Here is a 14,770-nt window from a genome sequence, read left to right as displayed (position 1 = left end):
CCGGCACGCTCCGGCGGTGCCGAACCCACCGCAGTCCACGCCGCGCCCCGCCTCACCAGCACAGGAACCCGGCACCCACACAGAGCACGTCGGCAGAACCCCCGCAGGGCTCCGTCACTCACGTGGCCCCTGCCAAAACGCCCCCCACCCCCACAGCCGCAAAACTGCGGGCATGGGTATACGCATGCTTCACCGCCGGACGCCCGAGGCAGACACCCGGGCCTGGGCGGACGCCGCCTCGGCGCAGGCCATGCCCGCCTCGCCGGTCCCGGCCTTCGCGGCCGACGCAAGCACCGCCCGCATCCCCGTCGAGCTGACCGCGACCGTCCACAGGGCCGCCACGAACCTCCGGTACAGACTCACCGCCCTGACCGCCCCCGTGGACCGCGCCCCCGACTGGCGCCAGTGGGCCGACCTCGCCCGCGGCTATCTCGCCCTCGCGCTCACCGCGATCCCGAGACCGCGCCCCCGGCGCACCCTCACCGTCTTCGTCGCGTCCCTCACCGACCGGCCGGCCGCTCCCGGCCCGCACCGGCCATCCCATCGGGATCACCTGGATCACCGCGATCAACGCGATCACCGAGACGCCCAGGGCCGTCCGGAACCGGACCCCGACGCCGGCCCCTGATCGCGACGGCTTACGGACCGGCCCGGCGCCCGTCGAAGCCGCACGGTGGGCGCCGGATCCCACGGCCGCTCCGGCGCACCCATGAGCGCCCAGCGGCGCGCCGCCTCGGCCAGTGCACAGCCCCCGCCGGCCGGAACCAGCCGCGTCCGCGGAGACGTACCTCCGCACCACCGTGACCCCGCGTGCACGCGTGCGTGCCACACCGCAGCGTGGCACCACGGCCGGCCGTCCGTGCCGACCCCGGGGCAGCAGCGCGAGGAGCGGTTGGCGGACGTGCCCTTCCCTGCCACCCGACAGGACACTCGTCGCTTGGCAGGGCATGTCGGGCGCGTGGCACGAACGGCCGCCGCATGGCCGAGCGTGACCGGTACCCGCTTGTGGGGCGTACGCGACAACAGGAGTTGGCCAACCGGTGAAAACGGGCGGGAACGGGTCCCGACCTCAAGCAAGTTGTCGTAGGGTCACCTGCGGTGTGCCTGGCAGGCACACCGCCGAACACCGTCGCACGGATGGAAGGACGCCACAGGGGCAACCGGAACACCGGGTCAACCGTCACACCAGTGCGAGGCAGACAGACGGAGAAGGACTCACGCAGTCCACAGGAGGGGTTCACTCGATGGCGGCGCATTTCGGAAGGCGGCTGCGCAAGGGGGCGGCGACCACCGCCGTGGCCGCGGCGGCGGTCGCGGCTCTGTCCGCGTCCCAGGCTCCGGGAGTGCCCGGCGAGGACCACGGCAGACAGTCGACGGCCGGCGCCTCCGCCCCCGTGCCCGAGGCGACCTCCGACGGCAACGCCACCGGCAACTCGCCGTACTACACGGACCTGCCGCCGCTGAACAGCCCGAATCCCAGCCCCTCGCCGAGCGCCACCGGCACCCCGGTCGCCCAGGGCGACGCCGAGGCCGGCATCCCGGCGACGGTCCTCGACGCCTACAAGAAGGCCGAGGCCGAACTGCGGTCCGCCAAGCCCGGCTGCAATCTGCCCTGGCAGCTGCTCGCCGCGATCGGCAAGGTCGAGTCGGGCCAGGCCAGCGGCGGCCGGGTCGACGCCGACGGCACCACGATCGGCCGGATCCTGGGCCCGGCGCTCGACGGCAACGGCTTCGCGCTCATCAAGGACACCGACCACGGCCTCTACGACGGCAACACCGAGTACGACCAGGCCGTCGGCCCCATGCAGTTCATCCCGTCGACCTGGGCCTGGGCAGGCCGCGACGGCAACGGCGACGGCAAGAAGGACCCCAACAACGTCTACGACGCCGCCCTCGCCGCCGGCCACTACCTGTGCCGCAACGGCTGGGATCTCTCGCGCGAGGACGACCTGCACAGCGCGATCCTCAGCTACAACAACTCGCAGGACTATCTGAACACCGTCCTGTCGTGGCTGGAGTACTACCGCAAGGGCACCCACTCCGTGCCCGACGGCACCGGCAGTGTGCCCACCCACCGCAGCGACGACGGCACCCCGCGCGCCAACTCCCCGAAGCACTCGAAGGCGCCGAAGACCAAGCCCGCCCCGAAGCCCAGCACGCCCGGGCAGGGGAGCCCCAGCCCGACCCCGCCGAAGCCGCCGGCCCCGCCGAAGCCCCCGCAGACCCCCACCGACACCGTGGACCACCTGCAGGACGCGGGCACCGCCAAGCTCACCGCGATGGCCGGGCATGCCTTCACCGACCAGATCGGCACCCGCGCCGAGACCAAGGCCGGCAAGGCCGTCGCCAAGGTCAGGATCCGGTTCACCATCACCGGTGACACCGACGCCACCTTCGCCGGCGGCGAGACCGTGGCCACGGTCGCCACCGACGCCAAGGGCGTCGCCCTCGCACCGGCCCTCCAAGCGGGCGAGAAGACCGGCGACTTCAGGGTCATGGCCACCGTCGTAGGCCGCACCGTCACGGGCCTCGGCTACTCGGCCACCGTCACCGAGCGCGCCGCCGACACCCTGGCCCGCACCAGCGACACTCCGCTGACCTGCACTCCGGGCGGCGAGTTCGCCGACCAGGTCCAGCTGAAGGCGACGTACAAAGGCTCCGTCGCGGACAAGGTCGCGGCCACCGCCACCCTCATCAAGTCCGACACCGACGCCACCGAGAACGACAAGGGCCCGTACTTCAAGGACGCCGACGGCAAGCCCATTCGCACCCTCACCGGCCTCCAGACGGATGACAAGGGCCTGCTGACCCTGCCGAAGCTGTACGCGGACGACACCACCGGCACCTTCCTGCTCCGCATCACCACCGCCGGTGGAGCGACGCTCACCGTCGAACTGAAGGTCGCCGCCGCCGACTCCTCGCCGAGCCCGTCCCCGAGCCCGTCCGCCTCTTCCTGAGTACGACCGGCATCACGCGAGGGCGCCCTCTCCGCACAGGCGGGGAGGGCGCCCTCGTTCGTGCGTGCACCGCTGTTCTCATCTCACCCGCCCGTTGCTACGGTGCCGAACCTGACGCCCCATCAGGAACCCATGGGGACACGACCGTCCGCCGGGAGGCCCGTATGCGCGCCCTGATCGCCGCCGCGACCGGTCTGGCCCTCGCGCTCGCCCTGGTCCTGGCGATGACCGCCATGGGTACGCCGACGGGCCGGACATCCCCCAAGCCGCTGCTGACGACGGTGCCCTCGCACCCCTAGCCGCGCCCGTCCGGGAGGGAGGCCTTCCATGCGCCGCAAGGCAAGCCTGGTCCTGCTCGCCTGCGCCGTCTTCTGCGCGGCGCTGTCCCCGCTCATGCGCTGGTACGCCTTCCCGCGCCTGGCCAGGATCCCCGCGAACCAGTACCAGGACATGGTCCTGGAGGCCAAGGGCGCCACCCTCCTCGACTACGGCACCATGCGCGCGAGGAAGGTCTCCCAGGTCACCATCGTGCAGACCCTCAAGGGCGACGTGGCGGCCGCGAAGAAGATCGAGAGGACGGCGGGCCGGCCGGTCGTCGTCTGGGACAGCCTCTCCTACGTCCAGGGCCCCGACGGCAGGATGGTCTCCAAGGTCCCCGAGCGCTACATCTTCGACGCCCACAGCCAGGACCCCGTGCACGCCACCGGCGAGATGGTCGACGGCGACCCCGTCACCCGCCAGGGCATCGAGTTCAAGTGGCCCTTCCTGACCGAGAAACGCGACTACGAGTACTTCGACGCCCAGACCCGCACCACCAGCCCCATCCACTACAAGGGCACCCGGACCTTCCGCGGCCTGAAGGTCTACTACTTCGAGCAGACCATCCCCTGGACCAAGGTCCCCATGCCGAAGACCATGCCCGTCCAGGGCATCACGCCGGAGTCGGTCGCCAAGACGGGCACCACCCGCTGGTACAGCACGGTCCGCAGGTTCTGGGTCGAACCCGTCACCGGCGCGCCCGTCTACGGCGAGGAACTCCACAAGGAGGAACTGCGCGGCGGCACCCTGCTCGGCGGCCGGGACAGGGTCACCGCGTTCGCCGGGGACGTGAAGATGCGCGAGGACTACATCGAGCACACGGTCGCCCTGGTCAAGCACAACCGCACCCTGGTGCTGACGCTCACCTCGTACGTCCCCTGGGGCTCCCTGGCCGCGGGAGTCCTGCTCCTGGCCCTGTCCCTCTGCCTGGAGGCCAGGGCCCGCCGCCCCCAGGACCCGGCGCCCACCGAACCGGCCGAACCCGAACCGGTCAGCGCCTGAGCCGCGCGTTGGTGTGCCGGGTGGGCTCGGCGGTCGCCGGGTCCTCGGGCCACGGATGCTTCGGATACCGCCCGCGCAGCTCGGCCCGGACGCCCCGGTAGCCGTCCCGCCAGAAGGAGGCGAGGTCGGCCGTGACGGCGGCGGGCCGCCCGGCGGGGGAGAGCAGATGCACGAGCAGCGGCACCCCGGCGACGGCCGGCGTCTCGCGCAGGCCGAACATCTCCTGCAGCTTCACGGCGAGGACGGGCCGCTCCGGATCCCGATAGTCGATCCGGATTCTGGACCCACTCGGCACGGTGATCCGCTCCGGTGCCAGCTCCTCCAGCCGTGCCGCTTCGCCGGTCGCCCACGGCAGCAGTCGCGTCAGCGCCTGCCCGGCGTCGATCCGGCCGAGATCGGCCCGCCGCCGGGCCCGGCTCAGCTCCGGCTCCAGCCAGTCGTCCACGCGCGCGTGCAGCGAGTCGCCGGACACGTCCGGCCATGGCTCACCGAGATGCGCCCGCAAGAACGCGAGCCGCTGCCGAAGCGATTCGGCGTCGGGCGTCCACCGCAGCACCCCGAGCCCTTCCTGCCGCAGTCCTTCGAGCAGGGCCCCGCGTACGAGTGCCGGATCGGCGTCCTTCAGCGGCCGTACGGCCAGCTCGATGGCGCCGATCCGCTCGACACGCCGGGCTACGACGTCGCCGTCGGCCCAGTGGACCTCGTCCCGCTCGGCGCGCAGAGTCCCGGCGGCGGCGAGTGCCACACCCTCGTCGACGGCGGCTCCGAGCCGCACGCGCGCGTGGCCCGTACCGGAGGGCCGATCGGCCACGGCGACGACGATCCAGGATGCTCCCCGCAACGCCGACCCATCGCTCAACTCGGCCCGCGTGCCGGATGCCATCAGATACGACCCACCGTCGCGCTTGGCCACCCGCTCGGGAAAGGCGAGCGCGGCGACGACCCCGGCGAGCCGCTCATCACCGGTACCCGGTCCGACCTCAAGGGCACCTTCCGCCTGACGGCCACGGGCGAGGGGGTCGGAAAACTCCTGTGAGACGGCCCGCAGCCGCCGTACCTCCGCAGCCCACCGCCCCGCATAGGCGTCACCCGCACGCCGCGCACGACGCAACGCAACGGCGAGATCCTCCCCGTAATCCCGCGGCACCTCTTCGGAGAGCAGCGCGACGACCTCCGCACCCCCGCCACCGGTGTCCACCAGTGCCCGCCCCAACCGAGGGTGCACCCCCAGCCGAGCCAGCCGCACACCCACCGACGTGGCCCGGCCGACGGAGTCCACCGCGCCCACCGCCGTCAACGCGGAGCGGGCCGCCGCCATCGCGCCACCCGGCGGAGGATCGAGCAACGCGAGACCGGAGGCGTCCGGATCGCCCCAGCAGGCCGCTTGCAGGGCGAACGCGGTCAGGTCGGCCACCCTGATCTCCGGCGCCGGAAACGCCGGCAGACGCCCGTCCTCGGCCTCGGACCAGCACCGGTACACCGCCCCCGGCGCCTCCCGTCCGGCCCGCCCCGCCCGCTGCCGGCCGGCCGCCCGCGACGCCCGTACCGTCGTCAGCCCGCTCAGCCCGCGCGCGTGGTCCACCCGCGGCTCCCGCGCCAGCCCCGAGTCCACCACCACGCGCACCCCGGGCACCGTCAGCGAGGACTCCGCCACCGAGGTCGCCAGCACCACCCGGCGCCGCCCCGCGGGCGACAGCACCGCGTCCTGCACGGCGGCCGGCGCCCGCCCGTGCACCTGGAGCACGTCCACGTCCCCGACATCGCCCAGTTGCCCCGCCACGCGCGCGATCTCCCCCACACCGGGCAGGAAGCACAGCACGTCCCCGTCCCGCTCGGCCAGCGCCCGCCGCACCACCGAGGCCACATGCGCCGGCAACGCCGGATCGACCCGCATCCCGTGCGGCGGCCGTACCGGACGCACCGGAGGCGCCCACACGATCTCCACCGGATGCGCGGTGCCCTCCGCCTCGACCACGGGCGCTCCGCCCAGCAGCCGCGCCCAGCCCTCGGCGTCGGTCGTCGCCGACGCGGCCACCAGCCGCAGCTCCGGTCGCAGGGTCTGCCGTACGTCCCACAGGAACGCGGCCACCGTGTCGGCGTCCAGATGCCGCTCGTGGCACTCGTCCAGCACGACGACGTCGACGCCGGCCAGCTCCTGATCGCGCTGCAGTCGCTGCAGCAGCACACCGGTCGTCACGACCTCCACGCGCGTGTGCCGCCCCACGAGGCGCTCGCCGCGCACCGTGAAGCCGACGCTGTCGCCCGGCTTCTCGCCCAGCAGCCACGCCATCCGCCGGGCCGCCGCCCGTGCCGCGATCCGGCGCGGTTCCGCCACCACGACCCGCCGCGCGGGCCCGCCCCCGACCAGCCCCGCCAGCACGAGCGGCACCAGCGTCGTCTTGCCGGTGCCGGGCGGCGCCACGAGCACGGCGGTGCCGCCGTCCTCCAGGGCCTCGGCCAGGGCGGGCAGAGCCGAGCGCACGGGCAGCGCGTCCAGGGCGTCGTAACGGATCACGACCCCAGTGTCGTACGCCGCCCGAAACGCTCTTCACACGCGCGTGCGTTAGGCGATCCCGCCGAGCGCCTGGTCCCGCTCGCACACGAAGATCGCCGTCCCCGGGATCAGACGGCCCCGCAGCGGGGACCAGCCGCCCCACTCCGCGGTGTTCCAGGCCGGCCACTCCGGCTCCACCAGGTCCACCAGGCGGAAACCGGAGGCCACGATGTCCCGGACCCGGTCGCCGAGCGTCCTGTGGTGCTCGACGTAGACCGCGCTGCCCTGCTCGTCCTGCTCCACGTAGGGCGTGCGGTCGAAGTAGGAGGACGACACGGACAGACCCTCGGGGCCCGGCTCGTCCGGGAACGCCCAGCGGATCGGGTGCGTCACCGAGAAGACGAACCGGCCGCCCGGCCGCAGCACCCGGTGCACCTCGCGCAGCACCAGCCGCGGGTCGGCGACGAAGGGCAGCGCCCCGTAGGCGGAGCAGGCCAGATCGAAGGAGCCGTCCGCGAAGGGCAGCGCGCCGGCGTCGGCACAGACCAGCGGAAACGATCCGCCGATGCGCAGCGCGTGCTGCAGCTGGCGGTGCGAGAGGTCCAGGGCCACCGGGCGGGCCCCCTGCGCGGCCAGCCAGCGCGCGCACTGCGCCGCGCCCGCGCCGATCTCCAGGACCTCCTTGCCCTTCAGCTCCTCCGGCGGGCCGAGCAGCTCGGCCTCCACCTCGTCCAGGCCCTCCGGACCCCACACGAAGCGGTCGTCGCCGAGGAACGTGCCGTGCTCGACCTGGTACTCGTCCGCGTTGCGGTCCCACCAGCCCCGATTGGCCCGTGCGCTCTCCGCGACACCCGCGTCACGGCGTGTCGCCTCCGGCTCGAACCCCTCGGGTCCCTCGGGCTCATACGCTTCCGGCTCTTGGATGATCGGCTCCCTCGTCGTACTCTTCCGTCCAACCCGCCAGGGTCCGACACGGAGGCGGTCCCACAGGCCTGCCTCGCCTCAAAGGACGCTTCTTCTGCCGGTTATGCGGCGATCCGCCCCGGGTGTGCGCCTTCGCGCATTGACCATGTCCGGCTGCCCCCGTATGCTACAAGTTGCGCTGCGGGCCTGCGCTCCTCAGACGTAGCAGGCTGCGCTCGCATCTGTTGTATGTCCCCTCGGTTGTCGAGGCGCCGTCACCAGTATCTGGTGGGGCGCTTCCTTGGCTGTCCGGCTTCTGCAGAGCGAAACGGGCTCCCGGCGTAAGCAGTACCTACGACTTCAATGTCCGTACCGGAGCCCTTTCCCACATGACGAGCAGCACCGAGACCACCGCCACCACCCCGCAGGTAGCGGTCAACGACATCGGTAACGAGGAAGCCTTCCTCGCAGCGATCGACGAGACGATCAAGTACTTCAACGACGGCGACATCGTCGACGGCGTCATCGTGAAGGTCGACCGGGACGAGGTCCTGCTCGACATCGGTTACAAGACCGAAGGTGTCATCCCGAGCCGCGAGCTCTCGATCAAGCACGACGTCGACCCGAACGAGGTCGTGGCCGTCGGCGACGAGATCGAGGCCCTGGTCCTCCAGAAGGAGGACAAGGAAGGCCGCCTGATCCTCTCGAAGAAGCGCGCCCAGTACGAGCGTGCCTGGGGCACCATCGAGAAGATCAAGGAAGAGGACGGCATCGTCACCGGTACCGTCATCGAGGTCGTCAAGGGTGGTCTCATCCTCGACATCGGCCTCCGCGGCTTCCTCCCGGCCTCGCTGGTCGAGATGCGCCGCGTCCGCGACCTCCAGCCGTACGTCGGCAAGGAGCTCGAGGCGAAGATCATCGAGCTGGACAAGAACCGCAACAACGTGGTCCTGTCCCGCCGCGCCTGGCTCGAGCAGACCCAGTCCGAGGTCCGCCAGACGTTCCTCACGACCCTTCAGAAGGGTCAGGTCCGCTCCGGTGTGGTCTCCTCGATCGTCAACTTCGGTGCCTTCGTGGACCTGGGTGGCGTCGACGGTCTGGTCCACGTCTCCGAGCTGTCCTGGAAGCACATCGACCACCCGTCCGAGGTCGTCGAGGTCGGCCAGGAGGTCACCGTCGAGGTTCTCGACGTCGACATGGACCGCGAGCGCGTCTCCCTGTCGCTGAAGGCGACCCAGGAAGACCCGTGGCAGCAGTTCGCCCGCACCCACCAGATCGGCCAGGTCGTGCCCGGTAAGGTCACGAAGCTGGTTCCGTTCGGTGCGTTCGTCCGCGTGGACGAGGGCATCGAGGGTCTGGTCCACATCTCCGAGCTGGCCGAGCGCCACGTGGAGATCCCGGAGCAGGTCGTCCAGGTCAACGACGAGATCTTCGTCAAGGTCATCGACATCGACCTCGAGCGTCGCCGGATCTCGCTGTCCCTGAAGCAGGCCAACGAGTCCTTCGGTGCCGACCCGGCGTCGGTCGAGTTCGACCCGACCCTGTACGGCATGGCCGCGTCCTACGACGACCAGGGCAACTACATCTACCCCGAGGGCTTCGACCCGGAGACCAACGACTGGCTGCCGGGCTACGAGAAGCAGCGCGAGGAGTGGGAGCGCCAGTACGCCGAGGCGCAGGCCCGCTTCGAGCAGCACCAGCAGCAGGTCATCAAGTCCCGCGAGGCCGACGCCGCTGCCGCGGCCGAGGGCGGCGAGGCTGCGGCTCCGGCCGCGACCGGCGGTTCGTACTCCTCCGAGGGCGCGGACACCTCCGGTGCGCTGGCCTCGGACGAGGCGCTGGCCGCGCTGCGCGAGAAGCTCGCCGGCGGCCAGAGCTGAACGCCAGCCGCTGGGCTTAGCCGATAGCCGGCTCTGAGGGGCCGCACCTTTCGAGGTGCGGCCCCTCAGGCGTTTTTGGGTGGCTGTCCGTTCGCTCTTCGCGTGCGGGTTCCTCGTGGCTTGCCGTCCGTGAGATCGCTGATCAGCGGCGTGTCGCGGGAATGACCGCGTTCCAGGGGGCGTTGACCCTGAGGAACACGAGGAGGAGCGGTCACAGTGCTTGATCCGCAGGGTTTGTACGCATGGGAGCCGAAGGGCCTCGCCGTCGTCGACATGGCGCTCGCCCAGGAGTCGGCCGGCCTTGTCATGCTCTACCACTTCGACGGATACATCGACGCGGGCGAGACCGGCGACCAGATCGTCGACCGGCTGCTCGACTCACTGCCCCACCAGCTCGTCGCCCGTTTCGACCACGACCGGCTCGTGGACTACCGGGCCCGCCGGCCCCTGCTGACCTTCAAGCGGGACCGCTGGACCGACTACGAGGTCCCGGCCATCGAGGTCCGCCTCGTCCAGGACACCACGGGTGCCCCCTTCCTGCTGCTCTCCGGGCCCGAGCCGGACGTGGAGTGGGAGCGGTTCGCGGCGGCCGTACGGCAGATCGTGGAGCGGCTCGGCGTCCGCCTCTCCGTGAACTTCCACGGCATCCCCATGGGCGTCCCGCACACCCGCCCGGTGGATCTCACCCCGCACGGCAACCGCACCGACCTCGTCCCGGGCCACCGCAGCCCCTTCGAGGAGGCGCAGGTGCCCGGCAGCGCCGAGTCGCTGGTGGAGTACCGCCTGATGGAGGCCGGGCACGACGTCCTGGGCGTCGCCGCGCACGTCCCGCACTACATCGCGCGCTCGCCGTACCCGGACGCCGCCCTGACCGTCCTGGAGGCCGTCACGGCCGCCACCGGGCTGGTGCTCCCGGGCGTCGCGCACTCGCTGCGCACGGACGCGTACCGCACCCAGACGGAGATCGACCGGCAGATCCAGGAGGGCGACGAGGAACTCACCGCGCTCGTCCATGGCCTGGAGCACCAGTACGACGCCGCCGCGGGCGCGGAGACCCGGGGCAACATGCTCGCCGAGTCGGTGGACATCCCGTCCGCCGACGAGATCGGGCGCGAGTTCGAGCGGTTCCTGGCGGAGCGGGAAGGCGAGAACTGACCTCCGCCGGGCCCGCTGTCAGTGGCAGGGCCTAAGCTTCCGGACATGCTGAAGGTGGGCCTGACCGGTGGGATCGGCGCCGGCAAGAGCGAGGTGTCACGGCTGCTCGTGGAGCACGGTGCCGTGCTGATCGACGCGGACCGCATCGCGCGCGAGGTCGTGGCGCCGGGCACCCCCGGCCTCGCCGCCGTGGTCGACGCCTTCGGCGAGGGCGTCCTCACCGCGGACGGCAGCCTGGACCGGCCCAGACTGGGCTCGATCGTCTTCTCCGACCCGGAGAAACTCGCCGTCCTCAACTCGATCGTGCACCCCTTGGTGGGCGCCCGCTCCCGCGAGCTGGAGGAGACCGCGGCCGCCGACGCCGTGGTGATCCACGACGTCCCCCTCCTCACGGAGAACGGCCTGGCGCCGCTGTACGACCTCGTGGTCGTCGTGGACGCGAGCACCGAGACCCAGCTCGACCGGCTGGTCCGGCTGCGCGGGATGACCGAGGAGGACGCACGCGCGCGTATGGCCGCGCAGGCGACCCGCGAGCAGCGCAGACAGATCGCGGACATCGTGATCGACAACGACGTCCCGCTGGACGCGCTGCGCAAGCGCGTCGCCGAGGTGTGGGAGGACCTCGTACGGCGGGCGCGCGAGGGCACCGCGGAGTAGCGCCGGAATAGCGGCCCTCCCGCGGGCGTTGAAAGCGTGCAGTGAGGGAAGGACTCTGCCGTGCCCGAGACCAGCGGTTCCACCGGACGTACGCCGGAGACGCATGTCATCGACTTCCGTGCAGCCGAGCATCTGCTCAACTCACGGGACCCCCGGGGCGCGGTGAAGCTGCTCGACCCGGTCATCGCCGCGCACCCGGAGAACACCGCGGCCCGGCTGCTGCGCGCGCGTGCGTTCTTCGCCGCGGCACAACTGCGGCCCGCCGAGCTGGAGTTCACGATCGTGCTGGAGCGCGAGCCGGACAACGCGTTCGCGCACTTCGCCCTGGCCCGCACCTACGAACGCCAGGGCCGCCCCGACCAGGCCAAACGCCATTTCCGTCTCGCCGCCGCGCTGGATCCGAACCCGCAGTACCTGAAGGCGGCACGCTTCGACGACTGACCCTTCGGCCACCGAGTGACCGGGGGCCGACCGCGCCTGGTCGATCACGGATGCCGGTGCCTCTGCGGGCCCGGGAACGGCGGTCCGTTGTCCGGCGGCCGGTACGGCGGCACATCACGCCCCGGCTGGTAGTGCGGGCCCTGCCGGATGTGTCTGACGATCATGGCCATGTCGATGGTGACCACCAGCCACAGCACCCCGCAGGCCGCCGCCCAGCCGGGGCGCCCGAGGAGCGTGAACGCCACCGTGCCGAAGACCGCCCAGACCAGCCCCCACACGGACAGCCAGAACCGCGCCCGCAGAGCACTGCGCGCGGTCACCGGTTCACTGCCCGTACGCATCGGAACACCACTCCTGCTTGCAACGTACTCTTCAGCGACGACGTACACCAACGGCGCTCGACCGTCGCTCGCCGAAGGGGGATCCCGTGCTGCCGGACGCCGACGACCTGCCCGGACTGCTCCTCGACCTGGCCATACCGCACGAGGACATCAACGGTCTGGTGGCCGGGCGGCGCCGGGTGACCGGTGACCCGGGAGTGCTCAGACTCCTGGAGGAGTGCGTCGAGGAGCTGTTCCGCGGCCCCGAGGGGAGCGGCCACCCACCCGATCTCGGCGAACTCTTCGACGCGGCGCCGACCGAGCTGACCGGTGTCTTCCCCGTGTACGTCTTCGTCGCCGCGGTCCCGCACACCCTCGCCCGACACCGGGAACGCGGCATCCCGCCCGAGGTCTCCCGGCGCACCCTGGCCGACCTGGGCCGTCAGATGGCCGTGCACCGCAGACGGCACGGCACGACCGGCGTGCAGTCGCGGAGCTGGCTCGTCCGTCACTTCCGGGGCGAGCTCTACCAGCTGGGCCGGCTGCAGTTCGAGCGGGCTCGGCTCGGACAGCGCTCGGCTCCCGTGCTCGCGGCGGCCGGACTGGACGCCGTCCCCGGCACGCCCTGCTTGAACCTGCACATCCCCGACTTCCACGGCCCGCTGACCCCGTCCGCCTGCGATCGCTCACTGACCTGGGCCCGCGAGTTCTTCGCCGTCCACTTCCCCGAGGAGCGGCCGGTGGCCGCACTGTGCCACTCCTGGCTGCTCGACTCGCAGTTGAAGCGGTACCTGCCGGCCGATTCCAACATCGTCCGCTTCCAGGACCGGTTCCGCACCGTTCGCGTGGACACCGAGCCGGCCGACACCGAACCCGTCCAGTTCGTCTTCGGCGACCCCGACCTGCCGGCCGCGGAGCTGCCCGCCCGCACGTCCGTGGAGCGGGCCGTGGGGGACCATCTGCGGGCGGGCGGCCACTGGTACATCGGGCGCGGGTGGTTTCCGTTGCCGGCCGGACAGTGGGGCTGAGCTCAGGGTCGAACAGCGCGAAGCAACTCGAACGGGTGAACTGTCGGCGAACGGGAACGGCCGTGCGAGGGCGGCCCGTTGTTCGGGCATGACGGTCGAAATGCGTGAGGGATACGAGGGCACGGGACCCGGTGCGATCACCCCGGACGGCTGCGCGGTCGAGCTGTACGAGCGGCTGCCGGTGGGCGACGAGCCGGACATCATCGCCGGGGCCGTACCGGCCGGGGCGCACATCCTGGAGCTGGGCAGCGGAGTGGGCCGGATGACCCACCCCCTGCTCGAGCGCGGCTTCACGGTCACGGCGGTGGACGAGTCCGCCGACATGCTGAGCCGGATCCGCGGGGCGCGCACGATATGCGGCCCCATCGAGCAACTGGACCTGGGCGGCGAGACGTTCGACGTGGTGATGCTCGCGTCGTTCCTCGTGCACGCCGGTGACGAGGGGGTGCGCCGAGGCCTGCTGCGCACCTGCGCCCGGCATGTGGCAAAGGACGGCTGCGTGCTGATCCAGCGGGAGGGCGAGGACTACCACACGAACGTGCCCAGGGAGCGGGTCGACCCGAGCGGCTTCACCGTACGGATCGTCTCCTCGGAGCCGGTCGGGAACGGCGCGAACTCGGTCCATGTCGAGTACGACTTCCCGGACGCGCACTGGACCCACACGTTCCTGGCCCGGCCGCTGACCAAGGAGCAGTTCGAATCGGCACTGGAGGAAGCGGGGCTGGAGGTGGACACGTATCTGACACCGGACGGCATTTGGGTGCGGGCGGTGCCGAAGGCATAGCGGGCACTCGGGCGGACGGGGCGGCCCGAGAGCGATGAGTTCCCGGACCCTGTCCGGTCTACCTCGGTGAAGGCAATCGGCACCGCTTCCCCAGGAGACCCTCATGTCCGAGACCACCGCTCCGGTCACCTCCACCGGCTCCCTCAGCGGCCGCAGGCGCGCGGCCCGGGTCGCGCTGCGGACCGTGCAGGTGCTGCTCGCGTTGTTCTACGGCATCGCGAGCGCGCTGCCCAAGCTCATCGCGCACCCCTCGGCCGTCGAGGCCTTCGACAAGATCGGCTGGGGCAGCGGGGCCATGTACACCATCGGCGCGCTCGAACTCGCCGGAGCCGTCGCGCTGTTGGTCCCCGTGCTGCAGTCCCTGGCGGCGATCGCGCTCAGCGCCCTGATGGTGGGCGCGTTCATCGTCCAGCTCACGGTCTTCGACGGCCAGAACGCGGCGACCCCGCTGATCCTGATGGTGCCGCTCATCCTGATCGCCTGGGCCCGGCGCGAGCACAACGGGGAGCTGCTGCGGTTGCTGCGACGGCGGTGACCCGGGCACGGCACCGACGCCGTCGGCCGGCCACGGGGGTCGGCCGACGGCGCGGACCGGTTTTTGTGGTGTGCGGCTTTCGGGTCACCGTTCCCGGTGGCGCCTGTCGGTCGCGTGGGGTGCGGATCCGTGTCGGCTGGGTGTGGGGTTCGGGGCGGCGGTGCGGATCGGTTCGTGTGGGGTGGGGCTTGCGGGTCGCTGTTCCCGGTGGCGCCTGTCGGTCGCGTGGGGTGCGGATCCGTGTCGGCTGGGTGTGGGGTTCGGGGCGGCGGTGCGGATCGGTTCGTGTGGGGTGG

General features: G+C 71.7%; 14 protein-coding genes. 11 read left to right on the top strand and 3 right to left on the bottom strand.

Translation table 11 applies throughout. The features are described 5' to 3' along the window. The first annotated feature begins 172 nt into the window (after window positions 1-172). The 4 genes from ACFYOH_RS05000 (at window position 173) to ACFYOH_RS04985 (ending at window position 4,277) form a co-directional block, all read left to right on the top strand. The gene (locus tag ACFYOH_RS05000) at window positions 173-628 is read left to right on the top strand and encodes a hypothetical protein (protein WP_388621289.1); all 456 of its coding nucleotides are present in this window, start codon (window positions 173-175) and stop codon (window positions 626-628) included. A gap of 616 nt (window positions 629-1,244) precedes the next feature. Then, window positions 1,245-2,957 (top strand): lytic murein transglycosylase, encoded by a 1,713-nt coding sequence (locus tag ACFYOH_RS04995; RefSeq protein ID WP_388621288.1) that lies wholly within the window; start codon window positions 1,245-1,247, stop codon window positions 2,955-2,957. Window positions 2,958-3,121: 164 nt separating this feature from the next. After that, on the top strand, window positions 3,122-3,256 hold the full coding sequence (locus tag ACFYOH_RS04990) for an SPW_0924 family protein (RefSeq protein ID WP_153535049.1): 135 nt from the start codon (window positions 3,122-3,124) through the stop codon (window positions 3,254-3,256). 28 nt (window positions 3,257-3,284) lie between these two features. After that, on the top strand, window positions 3,285-4,277 hold the full coding sequence (locus ACFYOH_RS04985; RefSeq protein WP_388621286.1) for a DUF3068 domain-containing protein: 993 nt from the start codon (window positions 3,285-3,287) through the stop codon (window positions 4,275-4,277). Here ACFYOH_RS04985 and hrpB read toward each other — a convergent pair. Together hrpB and ACFYOH_RS04975 are read right to left on the bottom strand one after the other, a co-directional pair. Continuing rightward, window positions 4,267-6,792, bottom strand: a complete 2,526-nt coding sequence (gene hrpB / locus ACFYOH_RS04980) for an ATP-dependent helicase HrpB (RefSeq protein ID WP_388621284.1) — start codon at window positions 6,790-6,792, stop codon at window positions 4,267-4,269. The two genes, ACFYOH_RS04985 and hrpB, sit on opposite strands and share 11 nt — an antisense overlap. A gap of 48 nt (window positions 6,793-6,840) precedes the next feature. Beyond that, on the bottom strand, window positions 6,841-7,698 hold the full coding sequence (locus ACFYOH_RS04975; protein ID WP_388622314.1) for a class I SAM-dependent methyltransferase: 858 nt from the start codon (window positions 7,696-7,698) through the stop codon (window positions 6,841-6,843). 365 nt (window positions 7,699-8,063) lie between these two features. Here ACFYOH_RS04975 and rpsA point away from each other — a divergent pair, with 365 nt between their 5' ends. The 4 genes from rpsA (at window position 8,064) to ACFYOH_RS04955 (ending at window position 11,807) form a co-directional block, all read left to right on the top strand. Beyond that, window positions 8,064-9,554, top strand: a complete 1,491-nt coding sequence (rpsA, locus tag ACFYOH_RS04970) for a 30S ribosomal protein S1 (RefSeq protein ID WP_023551529.1) — start codon at window positions 8,064-8,066, stop codon at window positions 9,552-9,554. A 216-nt stretch (window positions 9,555-9,770) separates the two neighbouring features. Beyond that, window positions 9,771-10,709 (top strand): PAC2 family protein, encoded by a 939-nt coding sequence (locus ACFYOH_RS04965; RefSeq protein ID WP_388621282.1) that lies wholly within the window; start codon window positions 9,771-9,773, stop codon window positions 10,707-10,709. 45 nt (window positions 10,710-10,754) lie between these two features. Next, a complete protein-coding gene (gene coaE / locus ACFYOH_RS04960; RefSeq protein WP_388621280.1) occupies window positions 10,755-11,366 on the top strand; it encodes a dephospho-CoA kinase in 612 nt (203 codons plus the stop codon). A gap of 60 nt (window positions 11,367-11,426) precedes the next feature. Further along, window positions 11,427-11,807, top strand: coding sequence for a tetratricopeptide repeat protein (locus ACFYOH_RS04955; RefSeq protein WP_351800663.1), 381 nt, complete (start codon window positions 11,427-11,429; stop codon window positions 11,805-11,807). A gap of 44 nt (window positions 11,808-11,851) precedes the next feature. Here ACFYOH_RS04955 and ACFYOH_RS04950 read toward each other — a convergent pair whose 3' ends face one another. Next, a complete protein-coding gene (locus ACFYOH_RS04950; RefSeq protein WP_388621278.1) occupies window positions 11,852-12,148 on the bottom strand; it encodes a DUF6343 family protein in 297 nt (98 codons plus the stop codon). An 86-nt stretch (window positions 12,149-12,234) separates the two neighbouring features. On the opposite strand from ACFYOH_RS04950, the gene ACFYOH_RS04945 reads away from it, so the two are divergent. From ACFYOH_RS04945 to ACFYOH_RS04935, 3 genes are all read left to right on the top strand, one after another. Then, a complete protein-coding gene (locus tag ACFYOH_RS04945; protein WP_388621276.1) occupies window positions 12,235-13,155 on the top strand; it encodes an acyltransferase domain-containing protein in 921 nt (306 codons plus the stop codon). Between the two features lie 88 nt (window positions 13,156-13,243). Continuing rightward, a complete protein-coding gene (locus ACFYOH_RS04940) occupies window positions 13,244-13,939 on the top strand; it encodes a class I SAM-dependent methyltransferase (protein ID WP_388621274.1) in 696 nt (231 codons plus the stop codon). Window positions 13,940-14,042: 103 nt separating this feature from the next. After that, the gene (locus ACFYOH_RS04935) at window positions 14,043-14,474 is read left to right on the top strand and encodes a DoxX family protein (protein WP_388621273.1); all 432 of its coding nucleotides are present in this window, start codon (window positions 14,043-14,045) and stop codon (window positions 14,472-14,474) included. Window positions 14,475-14,770: the final 296 nt, after the last annotated feature.

This window comes from Streptomyces sp. NPDC007856 (genome assembly GCF_042868225.1).
Lineage (GTDB): Bacteria > Actinomycetota > Actinomycetes > Streptomycetales > Streptomycetaceae > Streptomyces.
Note: the sequence above shows the minus strand (reverse complement) of the source record. Positions and strands in the feature narration are given on the sequence as shown.

Excerpts from the sequence above, each read along its gene's own strand:
- ACFYOH_RS05000 (WP_388621289.1), top strand. The coding sequence starts at position 173 with ATGGGTATACGCATGCTTCACCGCCGGACGCCCGAGGCAGACACCCGG.
- ACFYOH_RS04995 (WP_388621288.1), top strand. The coding sequence starts at position 1,245 with ATGGCGGCGCATTTCGGAAGGCGGCTGCGCAAGGGGGCGGCGACCACC.
- ACFYOH_RS04990 (WP_153535049.1), top strand. The coding sequence starts at position 3,122 with ATGCGCGCCCTGATCGCCGCCGCGACCGGTCTGGCCCTCGCGCTCGCC.
- ACFYOH_RS04985 (WP_388621286.1), top strand. The coding sequence starts at position 3,285 with ATGCGCCGCAAGGCAAGCCTGGTCCTGCTCGCCTGCGCCGTCTTCTGC.
- rpsA (WP_023551529.1), top strand. The coding sequence starts at position 8,064 with ATGACGAGCAGCACCGAGACCACCGCCACCACCCCGCAGGTAGCGGTC.
- coaE (WP_388621280.1), top strand. The coding sequence starts at position 10,755 with ATGCTGAAGGTGGGCCTGACCGGTGGGATCGGCGCCGGCAAGAGCGAG.
- ACFYOH_RS04950 (WP_388621278.1), bottom strand. The coding sequence starts at position 12,148 with ATGCGTACGGGCAGTGAACCGGTGACCGCGCGCAGTGCTCTGCGGGCG.
- ACFYOH_RS04940 (WP_388621274.1), top strand. The coding sequence starts at position 13,244 with ATGACGGTCGAAATGCGTGAGGGATACGAGGGCACGGGACCCGGTGCG.
- ACFYOH_RS04935 (WP_388621273.1), top strand. The coding sequence starts at position 14,043 with ATGTCCGAGACCACCGCTCCGGTCACCTCCACCGGCTCCCTCAGCGGC.